The organism is Allobosea sp. FG18, from assembly GCF_057809495.1.
On record NZ_JBMDKB010000004.1, the window covers coordinates 230,943 to 245,653 of the forward strand.

At 67.3% G+C, this 14,711-nt stretch carries 12 protein-coding genes; 2 read left to right on the plus strand and 10 right to left on the minus strand.

What is annotated here, in order from left to right; genetic code table 11:
* The first annotated feature begins 38 nt into the window (after positions 1-38).
* The gene (locus ACODTJ_RS06895) at positions 39-917 is read left to right on the plus strand and encodes a LysR substrate-binding domain-containing protein (protein ID WP_454657233.1); all 879 of its coding nucleotides are present in this window, start codon (positions 39-41) and stop codon (positions 915-917) included.
* Between the two features lie 38 nt (positions 918-955).
* Here ACODTJ_RS06895 and mdtI read toward each other — a convergent pair whose 3' ends face one another.
* The 8 genes from mdtI to ACODTJ_RS06935 all read right to left on the minus strand — a co-directional run bounded on the left by mdtI (position 956) and on the right by ACODTJ_RS06935 (position 7,847).
* Positions 956-1,285, minus strand: coding sequence for a multidrug/spermidine efflux SMR transporter subunit MdtI (mdtI, locus tag ACODTJ_RS06900; RefSeq protein WP_454657234.1), 330 nt, complete (start codon positions 1,283-1,285; stop codon positions 956-958).
* 2 nt (positions 1,286-1,287) lie between these two features.
* On the minus strand, positions 1,288-1,626 hold the full coding sequence (locus ACODTJ_RS06905) for a DMT family transporter (RefSeq protein ID WP_454657235.1): 339 nt from the start codon (positions 1,624-1,626) through the stop codon (positions 1,288-1,290).
* 476 nt (positions 1,627-2,102) lie between these two features.
* Positions 2,103-2,972, minus strand: a complete 870-nt coding sequence (locus ACODTJ_RS06910) for an ABC transporter permease (RefSeq protein WP_454657236.1) — start codon at positions 2,970-2,972, stop codon at positions 2,103-2,105.
* Entirely contained in the window at positions 2,969-3,913 is a 945-nt protein-coding gene (locus tag ACODTJ_RS06915; protein ID WP_454657237.1) for an ABC transporter permease, read from the minus strand. Before ACODTJ_RS06915 ends, ACODTJ_RS06910 begins: the two co-directional genes overlap by 4 nt.
* Positions 3,910-5,040 (minus strand): NAD(P)/FAD-dependent oxidoreductase, encoded by a 1,131-nt coding sequence (locus ACODTJ_RS06920; RefSeq protein ID WP_454657238.1) that lies wholly within the window; start codon positions 5,038-5,040, stop codon positions 3,910-3,912. Before ACODTJ_RS06920 ends, ACODTJ_RS06915 begins: the two co-directional genes overlap by 4 nt.
* On the minus strand, positions 5,037-6,455 hold the full coding sequence (locus tag ACODTJ_RS06925; protein WP_454657239.1) for an FAD/NAD(P)-dependent oxidoreductase: 1,419 nt from the start codon (positions 6,453-6,455) through the stop codon (positions 5,037-5,039). The genes ACODTJ_RS06920 and ACODTJ_RS06925 overlap by 4 nt, the downstream gene beginning before the upstream one ends.
* Positions 6,452-6,748, minus strand: a complete 297-nt coding sequence (locus tag ACODTJ_RS06930; RefSeq protein WP_454657240.1) for a (2Fe-2S)-binding protein — start codon at positions 6,746-6,748, stop codon at positions 6,452-6,454. The genes ACODTJ_RS06925 and ACODTJ_RS06930 overlap by 4 nt, the downstream gene beginning before the upstream one ends.
* Positions 6,729-7,847 carry an NAD(P)/FAD-dependent oxidoreductase gene (locus ACODTJ_RS06935; RefSeq protein ID WP_454657241.1) on the minus strand — a complete coding sequence of 373 codons (1,119 nt, stop codon included), beginning with the start codon at positions 7,845-7,847 and terminating at the stop codon, positions 6,729-6,731. The genes ACODTJ_RS06930 and ACODTJ_RS06935 overlap by 20 nt, the downstream gene beginning before the upstream one ends.
* 92 nt (positions 7,848-7,939) lie before the next feature.
* Here ACODTJ_RS06935 and ACODTJ_RS06940 point away from each other — a divergent pair, with 92 nt between their 5' ends.
* Complete coding sequence (locus tag ACODTJ_RS06940) at positions 7,940-8,857, plus strand: LysR substrate-binding domain-containing protein (protein ID WP_454657242.1); 918 nt, start codon at positions 7,940-7,942, stop codon at positions 8,855-8,857.
* Between the two features lie 138 nt (positions 8,858-8,995).
* Here ACODTJ_RS06940 and ACODTJ_RS06945 read toward each other — a convergent pair whose 3' ends face one another.
* Together ACODTJ_RS06945 and ACODTJ_RS06950 are read right to left on the minus strand one after the other, a co-directional pair.
* Positions 8,996-10,546, minus strand: coding sequence for an ABC transporter substrate-binding protein (locus ACODTJ_RS06945; RefSeq protein WP_454657243.1), 1,551 nt, complete (start codon positions 10,544-10,546; stop codon positions 8,996-8,998).
* A 166-nt stretch (positions 10,547-10,712) separates the two neighbouring features.
* Positions 10,713-14,654 carry a CHAT domain-containing protein gene (locus ACODTJ_RS06950; protein WP_488847957.1) on the minus strand — a complete coding sequence of 1,314 codons (3,942 nt, stop codon included), beginning with the start codon at positions 14,652-14,654 and terminating at the stop codon, positions 10,713-10,715.
* Between the last annotated feature and the right edge of the window lie 57 nt (positions 14,655-14,711).

A 14,711-nucleotide genomic window follows, 5' to 3' on the forward strand; every position in this document is an offset into this window, starting at 1 on the left:
ATCGTTTCCATATCTCCTATAGATAGGACCTATAGAAGATGACCATCAGCTATTCCGGCCTCGCCGCGTTCCATGCGGTCGCCGAGGCGCAGAGCTTCACCGGCGCTGCGAAGACGCGCCATGTCAGCCAGCCCACCCTCTCCGCCCAGGTCCGCGGGCTGGAAGATGCCTATGGCGTCAGGCTCTTCGACCGCGCCGGCCGGCAGGTGAAGCTGACCCCGCTCGGGCAGAGCCTCTTCGTCATCACGACCAAACTGTTCTCTGCGGAGGACGAGGCGGAATCGCTTCTCGCCGGCAGCCGCACGCTCCAGCGCGGCCATCTGCGGATCGCCGCCGACAGCGCCACCCATGTCATGCCGGCGCTCGCCCGCATGCGCGAGCGCTATCCCGGCCTGACCTTCTCTCTGACGATCGGCAACTCCTCCGAGGTCGTCGACCAGATCATGGATTTCGCCGCCGATGTGGCGATCACCGCGCGTGCCAATTCCGATCCGCGCATCCACAGCGTCCGGCTGCGCTCCGACGATCTCGTCGCCTTCGTCTCCGACCAGCATGAATTGGCGCGGCACGACCAGATTCCGATAGAGGCCTTCGCCGGCCAGGACATCGTGCTGCGCGAGCGCGGCTCGATCACGCGCGAGGTCTTCGAGAACCGGCTCTCCACGGCCGGCATCAAGCCGGCGAACCTGCTGGAGGTGCAGTCGCGCGAGGCCGTGCGTGAGGCCGTGGCCTTCGGTTTCGGGATCGGCGTCGTCTTCGCCGCCGAGTTCAGGCCGGAGGCCGGCCTGAAGCGCATCATCATCACAGGGGCCGATTTCGACGTCGGCGAGTACATTGTCTGCCGAGCCGAGCGCCAGCGCCTGCCGCTGGTGCGCAGCTTCTTCGAAACGGTCCAGGACGTGATCGACGCGCGCTGAGACCGGAGGCGCGATGGCCCTTCCCGCCGGAACAACCCTCAGGCCAGTCTCAGGACCGAAATGCCGGCCACCACGAAGGCGATGCCGATCCAGCCGCGCCCCGCCAATCTCTGCCTGAAAAGCACGAAGCCAGCCAACGCCGTCAGGACGATGCCGGCCCCGCCCCACAATGCGTAGGCGACCGACAGATCGATCCCGTGGATCGCCTGGGACAGCGCCGCCACGGAGAGCAGGATGCATCCGATTCCCGCAAACCCGGCGGCGAGCTTCCGGAACCCATCGGACAGCTTGATGAAGACGTTGGCCGCAACCTCCAGCCCGATGGCGCCAACCATCCAGGCAAGGTGGACAAACTGGGCGTTCTGCATGGTTACGCCGCCTCTTTCGGCGCGCCGGCATTGACGAGCACCACACCCAGGACCAGCAAGGCGATCCCTCCCAGCTTCAGCCAGCCCAGGCTCTCGCCGAAGACCTGATAACTGATAGCCGTCACGGCAATGAGGCCGACCGTTTCCCAGGTCGCGTAAGCCATGGCGACGGGCAGCACCTTCACCGCGAGCGAAAGAAAGAAGAAGCTCAACCCCATCGGAATGTACACAAGGGCAACGGCGTATAGCGCACCACTATCTGCCACCAATTTCATCGTCGTTACGCCAATCAGCTCGGCACCGATCGCAGCAAGCAAGAACAACCACGGACGCGCGCGCATCGAGGAGCCCCATAGAGTTTCACAATGGCGGCCAGAAGCACCAATCATTCCGATTGAAAAAGATAGAATGCATCATCAATTTCGATAGATTGCTGGGATGGAGTGGTCCCTGGATCATTTGCGTCAATTCGTGACGGCGGCGAACGGCTCGACGCCTCTTTGTTCGGTCGACTGCCCATCCCTCGCCTTGCCGCCGCTTTCGGTGCGGATGCTCTGGCGCCAGGGGCGCCAACTGCGCCCACCGGAAAAATGGGTGGAGACGCGCTTCAGCGAATTGCTCTGCGAGAATGCGGAGCGCTGGGCTGATCCGGACGGCGCTTCATAGGCTCCGACCGCAAGGATATGTACAAAACCGCTTTTCCGATGAGGTCCAGCAGATCCTGGACGCAGAGGGAACAAACGACGATTGAGCGCTGGAGTGCATCCGCGATTCTTCCAAGCGCGGATGCACTCCAGGCCGTTGTTTTATCGCGCCGTCATCGCGCGCGGGATCGCGGATCGGCGGCATCGCGCAGCGCATCGCCGAGCAGGTTGAGCGCGAACACCGTCAGCAGGATCGCCAGGCTCGGGAAAACGGCGAGCCACCAGGCGTCGAGGATGTTCTCGAAGCCCTCGCGGATCATGCCGCCCCAGGTCGCGGCCGGCGGCGGCACGCCGAGCCCGATGAAGCTCAGCGAGGCTTCGGTGCGGATGGCCGAGGCCAACCAGAGCGAGCTCATCACCACGACGTCGGAGAGCATGTTGGGCAGGATATGCCGCGTCATGATCCGGAACGGGCCACAGCCATAGGAGCGGCTCGCCTCGACGAAATCGCGCTGGCGCAGCGTGATCGTCGGAGCGCGGGCGACACGGGCGAAGGGCGCGATCTCGGTCACCGCGATCGCGATGATCAGGTTCTCAAGGCTCGCCCCGAGCATCGCGGCGATCATCAGGCCGAGCAGCAGTGTCGGAAAGGCGAGCATCACGTCGAGCACGCCCATGACGATCTGGTCGAAGAGGCCGCCGATATAGCCGGCGGCGACGCCGATCGCCGTGCCGACCAGCATCGCGATCAGGATCGCGAAGAAGCCGACGAAGAGCGAGATGCGGGCGCCGTAGATCAGGCGCGAGAGCACGTCGCGCCCATAGGAGTCGGTGCCGAGCCAGAACTCGGCCGAAGGCGGCTCGAGCCGGGCGACGATGTTCTGCTCGAGTGGATCATGCGGCGCGATCCAGGGCGCGAGCACTGCTACGCAGATGATGAACGCGAGCAGGAGGAGACCGATCCAGGAGAGCCTGTTCTGGCTGAAGGCGAGCCAGAGGCCGCCCGGCCGGATGTCGACGGTCGTGGTGGCGACGGCGCTCATGTGTATTTCACCCTCGGATCGACGAGGCCATAGGCCAGGTCCGTCAGCGTGTTCACGACGATCACGCAGATGGCGAAGATGATCATCAGCCCCTGCAGCAGCGTGTAGTCGCGGGCGTTCAATGCACCGATGATCAGCTTGCCCAGGCCCGGACGGTTGAAGATGATCTCGGTCAGCACGGAATTGCCGATCAGCGTGCCGAAATAGAGCCCGACCACCGTGATGATCGGGATCAGGCTGTTGCGCAGCGCATGCGTCACGACGAGCTGGCCGGGGCTGACGCCCTTGGCGCGGGCAGTGCGGATATAGTCCTCGGTCAGCACGCCGAGCATCGCCGCGCGGGTCACGCGCATCACATAGGCGGTCATGATGATGCCGAGATTGAGCGCCGGCAGCGCCAGCGCCCGCAGCCTCTCCGCCAGATCGCCGGAACCGCTGGTGTTGCCGAGCACGGGGAACCAGCCGAGCTGGATCGCGAAGACGATCAGCATCAGGATGCCCGAGACGAAGGCCGGGAAGGACAGGCCGACCAGCGAGACGATGCGCGCGACGTAATCGACCCAGCCGTTGCGGGCGAGCGCCGCCGCGACGCCGAGCGGCAGACCGAAGGCGAGGCCGATCACGATGGCGGCGACGGTCAACTCGATGGTCGAGGGCAGGACGAGCAGCACCTCGTGGATGACGTTGCGGCCGCTGCTGAGCGACTGGCCGAGATCGCCGGTGAGGATCTTGCCGATGAAGGCGAGATACTGGGCATGGACCGGCTGGTCGAGGCCGAGCTTCTCGCGCAGCGCCGCGAGCGAGGCGGCACTCGCCTGGTCGCCGAGAATGACGGTGGCGGCATCGCCCGGCACGAGCCGGACCAGCACGAAGATCGCCGTCAGCATCACGAACAGCGTCGGTATGGCGAGCAGAAGACGTCTGACGAAGAAGCCCGTCATGCGGCGACCCTTTCCTGCATCAGGCGTTGCGGCGCGAAGGCCGCGATCTCGCGGCGGGTGCGGCCCTCGACGACGAGCTCGGCGAGGATCGCCCCGACGACCGGCACGAGCTGGAAGCCGTGGCCGGAGAAGCCGAAGGCATGGACCAGCCCGGCGACATCGGGCGAAGCGCCGATCACTGGCAGTCGGTCGCGCGTCTGCGCCTCGATCCCCGTCCAGCAGCGGGCGATGCGCACGCCGCGCACGGCCGGGAAGAGGTCGCTGGCGGCGCGCGCGCCCTTGGCGAGCTCGCGGAAATTGACCGTGCTGCGCTCCCGGTCGAGATCGGCCGCGCCCTGCAGGCCGCCGCCGATCACGAGCGTGCCCTGGCTCGCCTGCTTGAAGGAGAGCGCCCGGCCGACGACGCTGACGACGGGGTCGAGCAGCGGCGCGAGGCGCTCCGTCACGATCATCATGGAAGCGCGCACGCCGAGCGCGATGTCGTCGCCGAACAATGCCGCGAGCCGCCCCGCCCAGGCGCCGGCCGCATTGACGACGACGGGCGCGCGAAAGCGACGGGCGCCGCAAACGAGCAGCCAGTCCTCCCCTTGCCGGTCGACCGTCTCGACGCCGCAGGCCTCGGCGATGACGACGCCTTCCGCCTCGCAAGCGCGGCGAAAGGCCAGGATGGTCCGGTGCGGATCGGCGGCGCCGTCGCGCCGCGCCACCAGCGCACCGACGCAATGCGGGCTCAGCGCGGGCACCAGGCGGCGCAGCTCCCTCGCGTCGATCAGCTCCTCATGCGCATAGCCGAGGCCGCGCATCCTCGCCTCGCGTTGCACGAGGGTCGGCATGTGCTCGTCCCGCTCCGCGACATTGAGCTGGCCCTGCGCCTGGAACCCGCAATCGTCGCCGACGATCTCCTCGATCCGGTGCCACATCGCCATGGCCTCCAGCGAGATCGGTACCTCCGCGAGGTCGCGGTTGAGCGTGCGCACACCAGCCGCCGTCGCGCCCGAGGCGTGCCGGCCGGTCCAGCGCCGCTCGATCACCACGACGCGCCGGCCGGCGCGGGCCAGATGCAGCGCGGCTGAAAGGCCGTGGAGACCGCCACCGACGACCGCGACGTCGAAGCTTTCCGCGTTCATGCGGCGGGCTCCCGTTCGTCGAGGCTGGCAAGCTCGCCCAGCGTCACCGGCTTCAGCGGCGGCCTGATGCGGTAGAAGCCAACCTGCTCGACCGGCCTGTCCTGAACGGCGGCGACGATATGGGCCATGGTGTAACCGCATTGCCGTCCCTGGCACGGCCCCATGCCGGCGCGGGTGAAGGCCTTGAGCTGGTTCGGGCCGGGCCGCCCCTGTGCCGCGCGGCTGCGCAGCTCCCCGGCGGTCACCTCCTCGCAGCGGCAGACCAGCGTCTCGTCGGCCGGCGCGAAGACCTGAGGGCGCGGTGCGTAGAGCGCATCGAGGAAGGGGCGTATCGCAAGCGCACGCGCAAGCGTCGCCCGTTCGGTTCGTGCCGTGGCTTCAGCGGCGCCCTCGTCCAGCCTTCCAAGCTTGCTCGCGGCCCGCAGCGCCGCAAGCCGTCCACGCGGTTCAGCAGCCTCGGCCCCGCCGATGCCGGCGCCGTCGCCGGCGACGAAGATCTTCGCCTGCGTGGTCTCGCCCCAGGCGTCAAGCACCGGGACCTGGCAATGCTGGCCGGCATTCCATTGCATCGCGCAGCCGAGCGCGAGCGCGGCGTGGATGTTCGGCACGACGCCTTCATGGACGAGCAGCACCTCGGCCGCGACCTGCGCCTCCCGGCCGTCCTGCGAGCGGTAGCGCAGGCTTTCGAGGCGCCCGTCGCCCTCGGCCCGCAACTCCGCGACGTGGCGGATGATCGGGAAACCGGCCCGCTTCAGCGCGAGCGACCAGGACAGACCCTTCAGAAGGTCGCCGAATCGCGCGATCCCCTGCGGCAGATGGCGCAAGGCCGGACCGAGACGGCCGCGAGGCGTGGTGTCGAGGAAGCCGGCGATCCGCCCGCCCGCCGCCAGGAGCTGCGTCATGTAGAGCAGCGGCAGCGGTCCGCATCCGGCGATCCAGACCGGCTTGTCCGGCACGGAATCGGCGGTCTTCAGCAGGATTTGCGCAGCACCGACCGTCAGCACGCCAGGCAGCGTCCAGCCCGGGAACGGCACCGGCCGCTCCTGCGCGCCGGTGGAGAGGATGATCGCCTCCGCCGTGACGCTGCGCGCCCTGCCCTCGCGGGTCAGGAAGGCACGAAAGCCCGGCTCGATCTGCCAGAGCTGCGCCTGCGGCTCGTAGAGCGCGCCGCAGGCGCGGAAGGCGGCGGCCCGGTCGACACCCGCCCGATAGGCCTCGCCCAGGCGGGCGAGGCGCGGCGTCGCGGCGACGGTTTCGACGGCCCGCCAGATCTGGCCGCCGGGCGCCGGCTGGTCGTCGACGACCCGCACGGAAAGGCCGTGTTGGCGCGCCGTCACGGCGGCGGCCATTCCGGCAGGTCCGGCGCCGACGATCAGGAGATCGGTATGGCTGAGGTCCGAATGTTCGTTGCTCATGCCGAGAGGCTCCGGCGGCCTTGCTGCCGGGTGACGGACATGCCGTCTTGCACCGGCGTCAGGCATCCCTGCACGGAGCCCTGACCATCGACCTCGACGAGGCATTCGAAGCAGACGCCCATCATGCAGTAGGGCGCGCGGCGGCTTTCGGAGACCGGCGTCGTCCGGCTCCAGCCTTCGGGCTGGCGCAGCAGCAGCGCGGCGATGCTTTCACCGACTTCGGCCCTGACCGGGCGCCCGTCGATATGGACCGTCACGGTGGCCGGCCCCGGATCATGCAGCTTGCGGAACATCGAAGCGTCTCTGGTGGAAGGGAGAAAAGTTCTCGGGCAGCGAGCCGGCGGCGATCGCCCCGGCCAGAATCTCGGCGTGGAAGGCCGCGAGCGTCACGCCGGAATGGCAAAGCGCGACGAAGGCGCCGGGATGGCTCTCGGACTGGGCATAGATCGGGTAGCTGTCGGGCGTCATGATCCGCAGGCCGGCCCATTGCCGGACGAGCCCGACATGCGCGAGGGCGGGGATCAGCCTGACCGTCTTGCGGCTCAGCCCGGCCGCCGCCTCCGTCGTCGTCGAGGCGTCGAGGCCGACCCTGTCCTTGGTCGCGCCGATCATCACCGTGCCCTCGGTCGTCTGGCGCAGGCCGCTCACCGGCAGCGGCAGGAAGGGGGCGAGCCTTTCGGTGACGAGAACCTGGCCGCGTTCCGGATGCAACGGCACATCGAGCCCAACCTGCCGACCAAGTTCCGCCGAGCCGAGCCCGGCGGCGATGACGATGCGGGGCGCGCTCAGCGTCTCACCAGCCAGGACGAGCCTGAAATCGGCGCCGGCCCTCTCGATCCGCTCGACCCGCGAACGGTGGCGGATGCCGCCGCCGAGGCGCAGCAGCCCGCCATGCAGGGCCGCCAGAAGCCGGAGCGGATTGGTGTGGCCGTCATGGCGGCCGAAGCTCGCGCCCGACACGTCGGGGCCCAACCCCGCTTTCGGCAGGAGACGCTCCAGCGCCTGCCGGTCGAGCATCTCCCAGTCCGGCTCGCCGGCGCCGCGCTGGTTGTGCAGGCGCATCATCTCGAGACGCCGCTTCTCGAAGCCGTCCTCCCCCAGGCAGAAGACCAGGCCGCCGTTCTGCTCGTAGCAGAGGTCGGTTCCCGTCTCAGCCTCGAGCCCGTCGGAAAAAGCGCGCCACAAGGCGATGCTGTGGCGCGTCAGCGCCTGATAAGCGGGCATGCCGAGGCCCTTGCCCTGCAGCCAGACCAGCCCGAAATTGGCACGCGCCGCCCGAAAGTCGCCGTCCTCGCCATCGAGCAGCAGGACCTTCTCGGCCCGCCGCGCGAGGCCATAGGCGATAGCCGCCCCGACCGTTCCCCCTCCGATGACGATGATGTCCGGCCGCATGCGAATTTCCCTTGCCGACCGTGACGTTAGGAAGCCATGTTGTATTTCGTCAAAGTCGTATTTCTCTCCCTCCTATTCTTCAGGGTTATGGCATGGTCAGACGGCTCAACCTGCGACAGGTCGAGGCCTTCAAGGCGGTGATCGAATACGGGACGGTGAGCCGCGCGGCCGAGATGATCAACATCTCCCAGCCGGCGATGAGCAAGCTGATCGCGCATCTAGAAGCGGATACGGGCCTGCAGCTCTTCGACCGGGTGAAGGGGCGCCTGGCGGCGACGCGGCGCGGCATGCGGCTCTACGAGGAGATCGACCGGATCTTCGCCGGCGTGCGCCAGGTCGAGAACGCCGTCGACGCCATCCGCCGCGACGAGCAGAGCCGGCTATTGATCGGTGTGATGCCGGCCCTCTCAGGCGCTTTCATCCAGCAGGCGACCTGCCGCTTTCTCGCCAGTCAGCCGAAGGTCTTCTGCTCGGTTCAGTCGCGCAGCTCGCAATGGATTGCGGACGGGCTCCTCACCCGGAAACTCGATGTCGGCTTCACCGTGGCGCCGATCGACAATCCCTACATCGCGTCCGAGCCGCTGATGGCCCATCCGCTCGTCTGCATCATGCCGCTCGCGCACCCGCTGGCGGAGAAGAGCGTGATCAAGCCGGCCGATATCGACGGGGTCGACTTCGTCTCATTCGATCCGGAGAGCTTCACGAACCGGCGCATCGGGCAGGTTTTCGACGCTCATGGCGTCGCGCCCAATGTCGTCATGGTGGTGGGGGTTTCGCCGACCTTGTGCGAGTTCGTCGCTGCCGGCGTCGGCATATCGCTGGTTCACCCATCGGCCGTCGGGGGCCTGCGCGGCAGGGTGGCGATCCGACGCTTCGAGCCCGCCGTCAAGCTCGACTTCCAGCTGTGCCACATCCGCGAGAGCCGCAACGCCCGGCTGGTCGGCGCCTTCCTCGAAGGCGCCCGGCACGCGGCCGCGGAGATATCGCGGACCATCCTTATGCCGGACTGAGCCGAACGTTCGCTAGAGCCTGCAGCAGCCGCGCGTGGTCGCCCGCGCGCAGCTGCACCGTCAAGGGGGGCCGGCGGAAGGCCGCGACATGGCCAAATCCGACACGCGGTCCCCGCCGTTTCACATCTCGCGCCCGCTTCAGCGCGCCTTCAGCGTCGTGGCTTCGGTAATCGCCGGAGCCAGGTTCATCGAACCTTTCAGCTCGTAGCCGAAATCGAGCCGGTCGCTGCGCGCCCAGACCTGCCGCAGCTCGAACAGCGGGATCGCGCAGACATCCTCCATGATCTTGCGCTGGGCTTCCTTCCACAGGGCCTTCTGCGCCTCGGCGTCGGAGGCGGTGCGCGCCTGCTCGATCTCCTTGTCGCCAACCTTGCAATGCGAGAAATTGGTCGCCGCGGTTGGCGTGTTCACCGTGGCGCGCGAGTGGAAGAACTCGCTGAGATAGGTGTCCGCGATCGGAAAGCGCGCCGCGCCGTAGAACACCACGCCGCTCAGGTCCTTGCGCGTCTGGCTCTGATAGGTCGCGTGGTCGACGACCTGCATGTCGAGCTTGATCCCCGCCTTGGCGAGCTGCGCCTGGATGATCTCCATGATCGGCTGCTGCGCCGAGATGTTGGAGACGATGGCCTTGACCGTGATACCGTCCTTGTGGCCGGCCTCGGCCAGCAGGGCCTTGGCCTTGGCGAGGTCGAAGGCATAGCGGACGGAGCAATCCTCGCCGAGATAGCCGGGCGGCACCACCGAGCAGCCCTTCGGCCCGACATCCTTGCCGACATAGCGCACGAGGTCGTCGGTATTGACCGCGGCGGCGATGGCGCGGCGCACGCGGATGTCGTCGAGCGGCGGCACGCTCTGGTTGATGTGGAGCAGCCGGTACTCGCCCGGCCGGAAAATCTCGACATTGAAGCCGGGGCGCTTGCGGGCGGAATCGACCCAGCGCTGCTCACGCTTGGCATACATCAGGTCGACCTCGCCCGAGGTGAAGGCGAGCTCGCGGGCGCTGTCCGAAGGGATGTTGCGCACCATGATCGTGTCGATCTTCGGCTTGCCGCGGAAATAGGTCGGGTTGGCGGCGAGCTTGACGTATTGCTGCGTCACCTGCTCGACGAAGGCGAAGGGGCCGGTGCCGACGGGGCGGCCGCCGAACTTGTCGCCGAGCTGCTCCGCGGCCTTGCGGCTGACGATGTTGCCGCCGTGATAATTCGTCACCCGCCCGAGGAAATTGACGTCCGGGTACTTCAAGGTGACACGCACGGTCAGGTCGTCGAGCTTCTCGACCTTGTCGACCGCCGCGAAATCCGAGGAAAAGGTCGAGCGCTTGGGATCGGCCGAGCGCTGGAGCGAATAGACGACGTCATCGGCCGAAAGCGTGCCCCAGTCGCCCTGAAACCTGACGTCCTTGCGCAAGTGGAAGGTCCAGAGCTTGCCATCCGGCGACTGCTCCCAGCGCTCGGCCAGATCCGGCTCGATATCCTTGGGATCAGCGCTACCCGGCTTGAAGCGAACGAGCCCGTTATAGATCCAGCCGACCACGCTCTTGTCGCTGGTGGCGCTGGCACGATGCGCATCGAGCGTCGAGACGTCGCCGTCGGCGGCGACGCGCAGCACGGTCTCCTGGGCCTGCCCCGCGGCTGGCAGGCAGGCGGCGAGCATCAGACCAGCAAGCCCGATAACGGAATTCTTCATCATGCACCCCCTCGATTTCAATTCTTTGAGACAGTGTGGGCGGAGCGATCCCAAGCTGTCCAAGTCGAAATCAGGCAGGGTGTATTCTGGATGGTTATGCCCCTTCCCGCGATCAGGGGCAGCCAGTCCATCCTCACAGGCTGCGACGGCAGCCGCGCAGCCGTTCCTTCTAGCTCTGCATGCCGAAGACCACGAACGCTCCCCAGTTCGCCGGGTGGGCGTATTCGGCCGGCCCCTCCACCGCGATCAGCTCGCGGACCGCCGAGCGCAGAGCATAGTCCCAGCCGCGCTGCGGGGCGGCCGCCATGTCACGCGCCGACTTCGTCATCAATGCGACCGTCGGCCCGGAGGGAATGGCCCAATGCGTGACGATCAGGCTCCTGGCGCCACTGGCGAGAAATGCTCGGGCAAGGCCCGACAGGCCCGTCGCTCCCGCGCGGCCATCCGACGAGGCCGTGTTGCAGGCGGACAGGATGACGAGCTCCGCATCAAGGCGCATCTGCGCGATTTCGCTCATCGTCAGGATGTCATCATCCTCCGCACTGCTTTTCGCCGGAGGCGTCAGGACGAGGCCGGGCTCGGCAAGCCCGTCGAGATCGCCCGTGACCAGCCCGTGCGTGGCGAAAGCGATGATCCGATACGCATCGAGCGGCTGCTGACGGAGCGCGGCTTCCGTGGCTTGCCCTCCGAGCAGGATATCCTGAGGCCGTGCGCCGAAAGCGGTCGACAGCGCCTTGATCTCCTGTGCCGTCTCGGGAAGCGCCGGCAGGCGGCGCAGCGCGTCGGGATCGGCGAGCGAGCGCCGCGACAGCGCCGCAGATACGTCGACGGACCGGATCGAGCCCGGGCTGCCGGCAAGCTGCGGATCGCCGATCCCGAAGAAGCGCTGCGGCGCCTTGCTGGCCAATTGTCCGCGGCCTCGCGTCTCCAGCGAGCGGATGCCGGGCAGGTACAGGATCGACGGGCCGAGCGCGAGCCACTCCGCCTTGGCCGAGCGGTAATCCGCAGGCGACGTGGGCTCCGTTGCCGGCACGCTGAGCGGAAGAACGCCCAGCGGAAGCGCCTGCAAGGGCCCATCCGCCACCACGATCAGCCGCGAAAGCGAGCCGACCTCGCTGCGCACCGGCCCCAGCAGCTGTTCGAACAAGGCATGGGCATCGCCGAAGGGAAAGCGCGGCAGCGTGCCGTCCGAAACGTCGAGGCCGGTGCGGACGCTGGCGATGCGCGCTTCGAGATCCTTCGCCGCGACCGACGAGAACCACGCTCTGGGGGCGCCGCTTCTGGGGACGAGCATCCCGTAGACGCCGTCGCTGCCCGCGTGGAGCACCAGAAGCCCCTCCCCGGCCGCAAGCTTGGCTTGCGCGGCCGGCACCGAGATCGACTCGATCGAGGTCAGCTCCTCCGGCACCGGGAGCAATCGCGTGATCGCGCCGGCGGCAACCTCCCTCGCCTGCTCGAACCGGCGCTGCAGGGCGTCGATCCTGGCAGCATCGAGCGCCCGCCCGCCCTCTCCGAATGATTTGATTTCCTGCAGCCCGGCCTCCGCTTCACTGCGACGGCGTATCGCGTCCGCGACGGTCACGTCGGCGGTGACCCGGCGCCGCTGCGAGGCCAGGAACGACAGCGCCGTATCGCTCATCATGGCGCGCTGCAGATCGACGAATGCGGCGTCGGCGAAGCCGACCGCGTCCTTGCCTGCCGCCGGATTGGCCGCAACCCGCGTCGCGAGCTGGGCGGAGAGCCGCAGCGCCGGCTTGAAGTCGCGAAACAGAACCGAGGCCTGCTCGCTCGCCGCCGTCCATTCCCGCGACAGCCGCGCCATGGCGATCGCCCTGACGCGCGCGAGGTGGAAGCGCACCTCCACCCATTCCCGCTTCTCGTAGGCGAATTGCGCGAGGCGGGCATGGACGGGGACGAGCAACCCGGCGAGACCGCGCTGATAGTCGCTGACGAACTGCACATCGTCGGCACGCGGCTCGTTCTCCGGCCGCGACAGCCGGACGAAATCCTCCAGCACCATTCTGGCCGCGATCGAATACCCGGCCGTGTGCAGATGGCGGGCGAAGTCGTCGATGGCTTCGAAGGCGTCCTGATCGGCACCGAAATCACGCAATGAATCCAGCGGCGTCGAAATATGATCCTTGATCAGCGCCCGCTTCTTGACCGGATCGCGCTCGGTAAGCGCCTGGAAGAACAGATTCGGCTCCGGCGCGTAGGCTGAACCGCCCGGTCCCGCTTCGTAGAGCGCGATCACGGTGGCGATGGATGCGCTGTTGCCCTTGAGCGTGGGGACTTTCTGCAGATATTCCAGGAAGGCTGGCCCGTACATCTGCACGGCCGCGCCCTTCACTTTCTTCTCCTCCAGATAATCCCCGACCAGCCTCTGGGCGGCCTCCTTCCGCTGCGCATCGGCCAGACGATTCACGCGGAACAGGTTCGTGGCGATATAGGCCTTGGCCTTGGCCGCGAGAGAGCTTCGACCGCCCAGAACCTGAAGAATCCGCTCTTCGGCCTTTCGCGTGAAATCCTCTCCGCAATCGGAACAGAAGCGCCGGCGCAGATGCGATATCTGCAGCTTGAGCAGGGCTTCATCGATGAAGGAGAGTTCGACCTCGGGCTGCTGGTCTCCGGGAGCGGAGGCTGCCGAGCTGCCCATCTTCCGGTCGATGTCCCGCTTGAACGTTTCCGCGGCCCGATCCATCTCCTCGACGATACCGATCGTCTTGAGCTGGTCGCCCTCAGCGTTCGCGGCCAGGGCTCGCAGCTCGAACAACCTCATCGGGTGGCGCTCGGCTTCGGCGGAATTGTCCACGCGCGTTCGAATGTTCTGGTTCGCCTTGGCCGCACGCTCGAGCAGATCTGTCGCCCGCGAGACCACTCCACTCTGCAATTCGAGCGCGCCCTGGCCGAGGAGAGCCCTGTACAGGCTCTCCTTGTCGCGGCCGTCGGCACCAAGGAAGCGGGCAGCGTCTCCGTAGAGTTCTCGCGCAACCTCCGGCACGTTGAGCGATCGCGCAGCATCGGCACTGACGATGGCGGCGCAGGCGTCATAGGCACTCTGTCCCTCCTTGCAGAGCCCCGCGGATCTGCCGAGCACCTCCATCCCGCGCCGATAAGCCTCCCGATCGACCAGGCGACCGTTCATGAGCGTGTCGAGATTGCCGAAGAAGCCGAGCGTATCGGTCCCCGTCTCGACCTCGAGGCCCCGGCGCGCAATCACCAGCGGCAGGATCGAGGCGATCTCGGCTTTCATGCCGAGCGCTCGCATCGCCTCGAAGAACGGTTTGGCCTGCGACAGCATCAGGCAATCGAAGCCGCCCCCATCCGGTCCCGGATCGAAGGCCAGCGCCTGCGCGACGTCGATCTCCAGCCTCGTGCGATAGTCGGGCAGCAGGCGCTCGACCGATTGGCGCAGCTCCGCATCGATCCGCTTCCTGGCCAGCGCGAACACGATCAGGTCCATACTGGCCTCGATGCGGAACCGCGCCGAATTCAACCGCTGGGCCAGCGCGATCTGGGACCGGATCACGCCTTCCCGCAACGGGCTTTCCTCGGGCACGGCCGATGCCAGCGTGCGCATCAGGGGAACCTGGCGCAGGTCGCTGCCGAAATGGCGCTCGAAAATCACGGCGACGCTGGAATAGAGACGCGGCACCAGCCCCGTTTCCGGCGATCCCCAACGCCCGCCGGCAAGATCGGACATCGCCTCGGCGAGAGCCTCGACCTGCTCTCTGGAGCCGGCGCTCCTCGTCATCGCCTCGATGCCCGCGCTATGCTCCTTCTGGAACGCCTTGCCGTCGATCTTCGCGCCCGAATGGAGCATTCGGCCGAGATCGAAGCGCAACAACCCGACATTGAAGCTGCCGGCGCCTTCGCGCGCGCCGAGCTGGACGATCGCCCGGTCCAGCGCATTGGCGCTGGCCTGGAGGCGAGCGTTGAAGTCAGACTTCCGCTCTCCTGCGAGCAACGCGATGGCCGCGCGGTGATCGCTGTTCACGAAAAGCGTCCGGCGTGGCTCGAAGGCTCCGATCGCGTCGCAGGCCGACGAGCGCGCCACGGCGGGCAGAACGCCCCAGATCAGAAGCAGGCCGGCAACGAGCAATCTGCGCATTGTGTCCCCCCGATCCGGTCGATGATGTTTCACCGACCTTTCATAGCCCGCTGCCCC

Excerpts from the sequence above, each read along its gene's own strand:
- ACODTJ_RS06950 (WP_488847957.1), bottom strand. The coding sequence starts at position 14,654 with ATGCGCAGATTGCTCGTTGCCGGCCTGCTTCTGATCTGGGGCGTTCTG.
- ACODTJ_RS06935 (WP_454657241.1), bottom strand. The coding sequence starts at position 7,847 with ATGCGGCCGGACATCATCGTCATCGGAGGGGGAACGGTCGGGGCGGCT.
- ACODTJ_RS06930 (WP_454657240.1), bottom strand. The coding sequence starts at position 6,748 with ATGTTCCGCAAGCTGCATGATCCGGGGCCGGCCACCGTGACGGTCCAT.
- ACODTJ_RS06895 (WP_454657233.1), top strand. The coding sequence starts at position 39 with ATGACCATCAGCTATTCCGGCCTCGCCGCGTTCCATGCGGTCGCCGAG.
- ACODTJ_RS06910 (WP_454657236.1), bottom strand. The coding sequence starts at position 2,972 with ATGAGCGCCGTCGCCACCACGACCGTCGACATCCGGCCGGGCGGCCTC.
- mdtI (WP_454657234.1), bottom strand. The coding sequence starts at position 1,285 with ATGCAGAACGCCCAGTTTGTCCACCTTGCCTGGATGGTTGGCGCCATC.
- ACODTJ_RS06925 (WP_454657239.1), bottom strand. The coding sequence starts at position 6,455 with ATGAGCAACGAACATTCGGACCTCAGCCATACCGATCTCCTGATCGTC.
- ACODTJ_RS06905 (WP_454657235.1), bottom strand. The coding sequence starts at position 1,626 with ATGCGCGCGCGTCCGTGGTTGTTCTTGCTTGCTGCGATCGGTGCCGAG.
- ACODTJ_RS06945 (WP_454657243.1), bottom strand. The coding sequence starts at position 10,546 with ATGATGAAGAATTCCGTTATCGGGCTTGCTGGTCTGATGCTCGCCGCC.
- ACODTJ_RS06940 (WP_454657242.1), top strand. The coding sequence starts at position 7,940 with ATGGTCAGACGGCTCAACCTGCGACAGGTCGAGGCCTTCAAGGCGGTG.
- ACODTJ_RS06920 (WP_454657238.1), bottom strand. The coding sequence starts at position 5,040 with ATGAACGCGGAAAGCTTCGACGTCGCGGTCGTCGGTGGCGGTCTCCAC.
- ACODTJ_RS06915 (WP_454657237.1), bottom strand. The coding sequence starts at position 3,913 with ATGACGGGCTTCTTCGTCAGACGTCTTCTGCTCGCCATACCGACGCTG.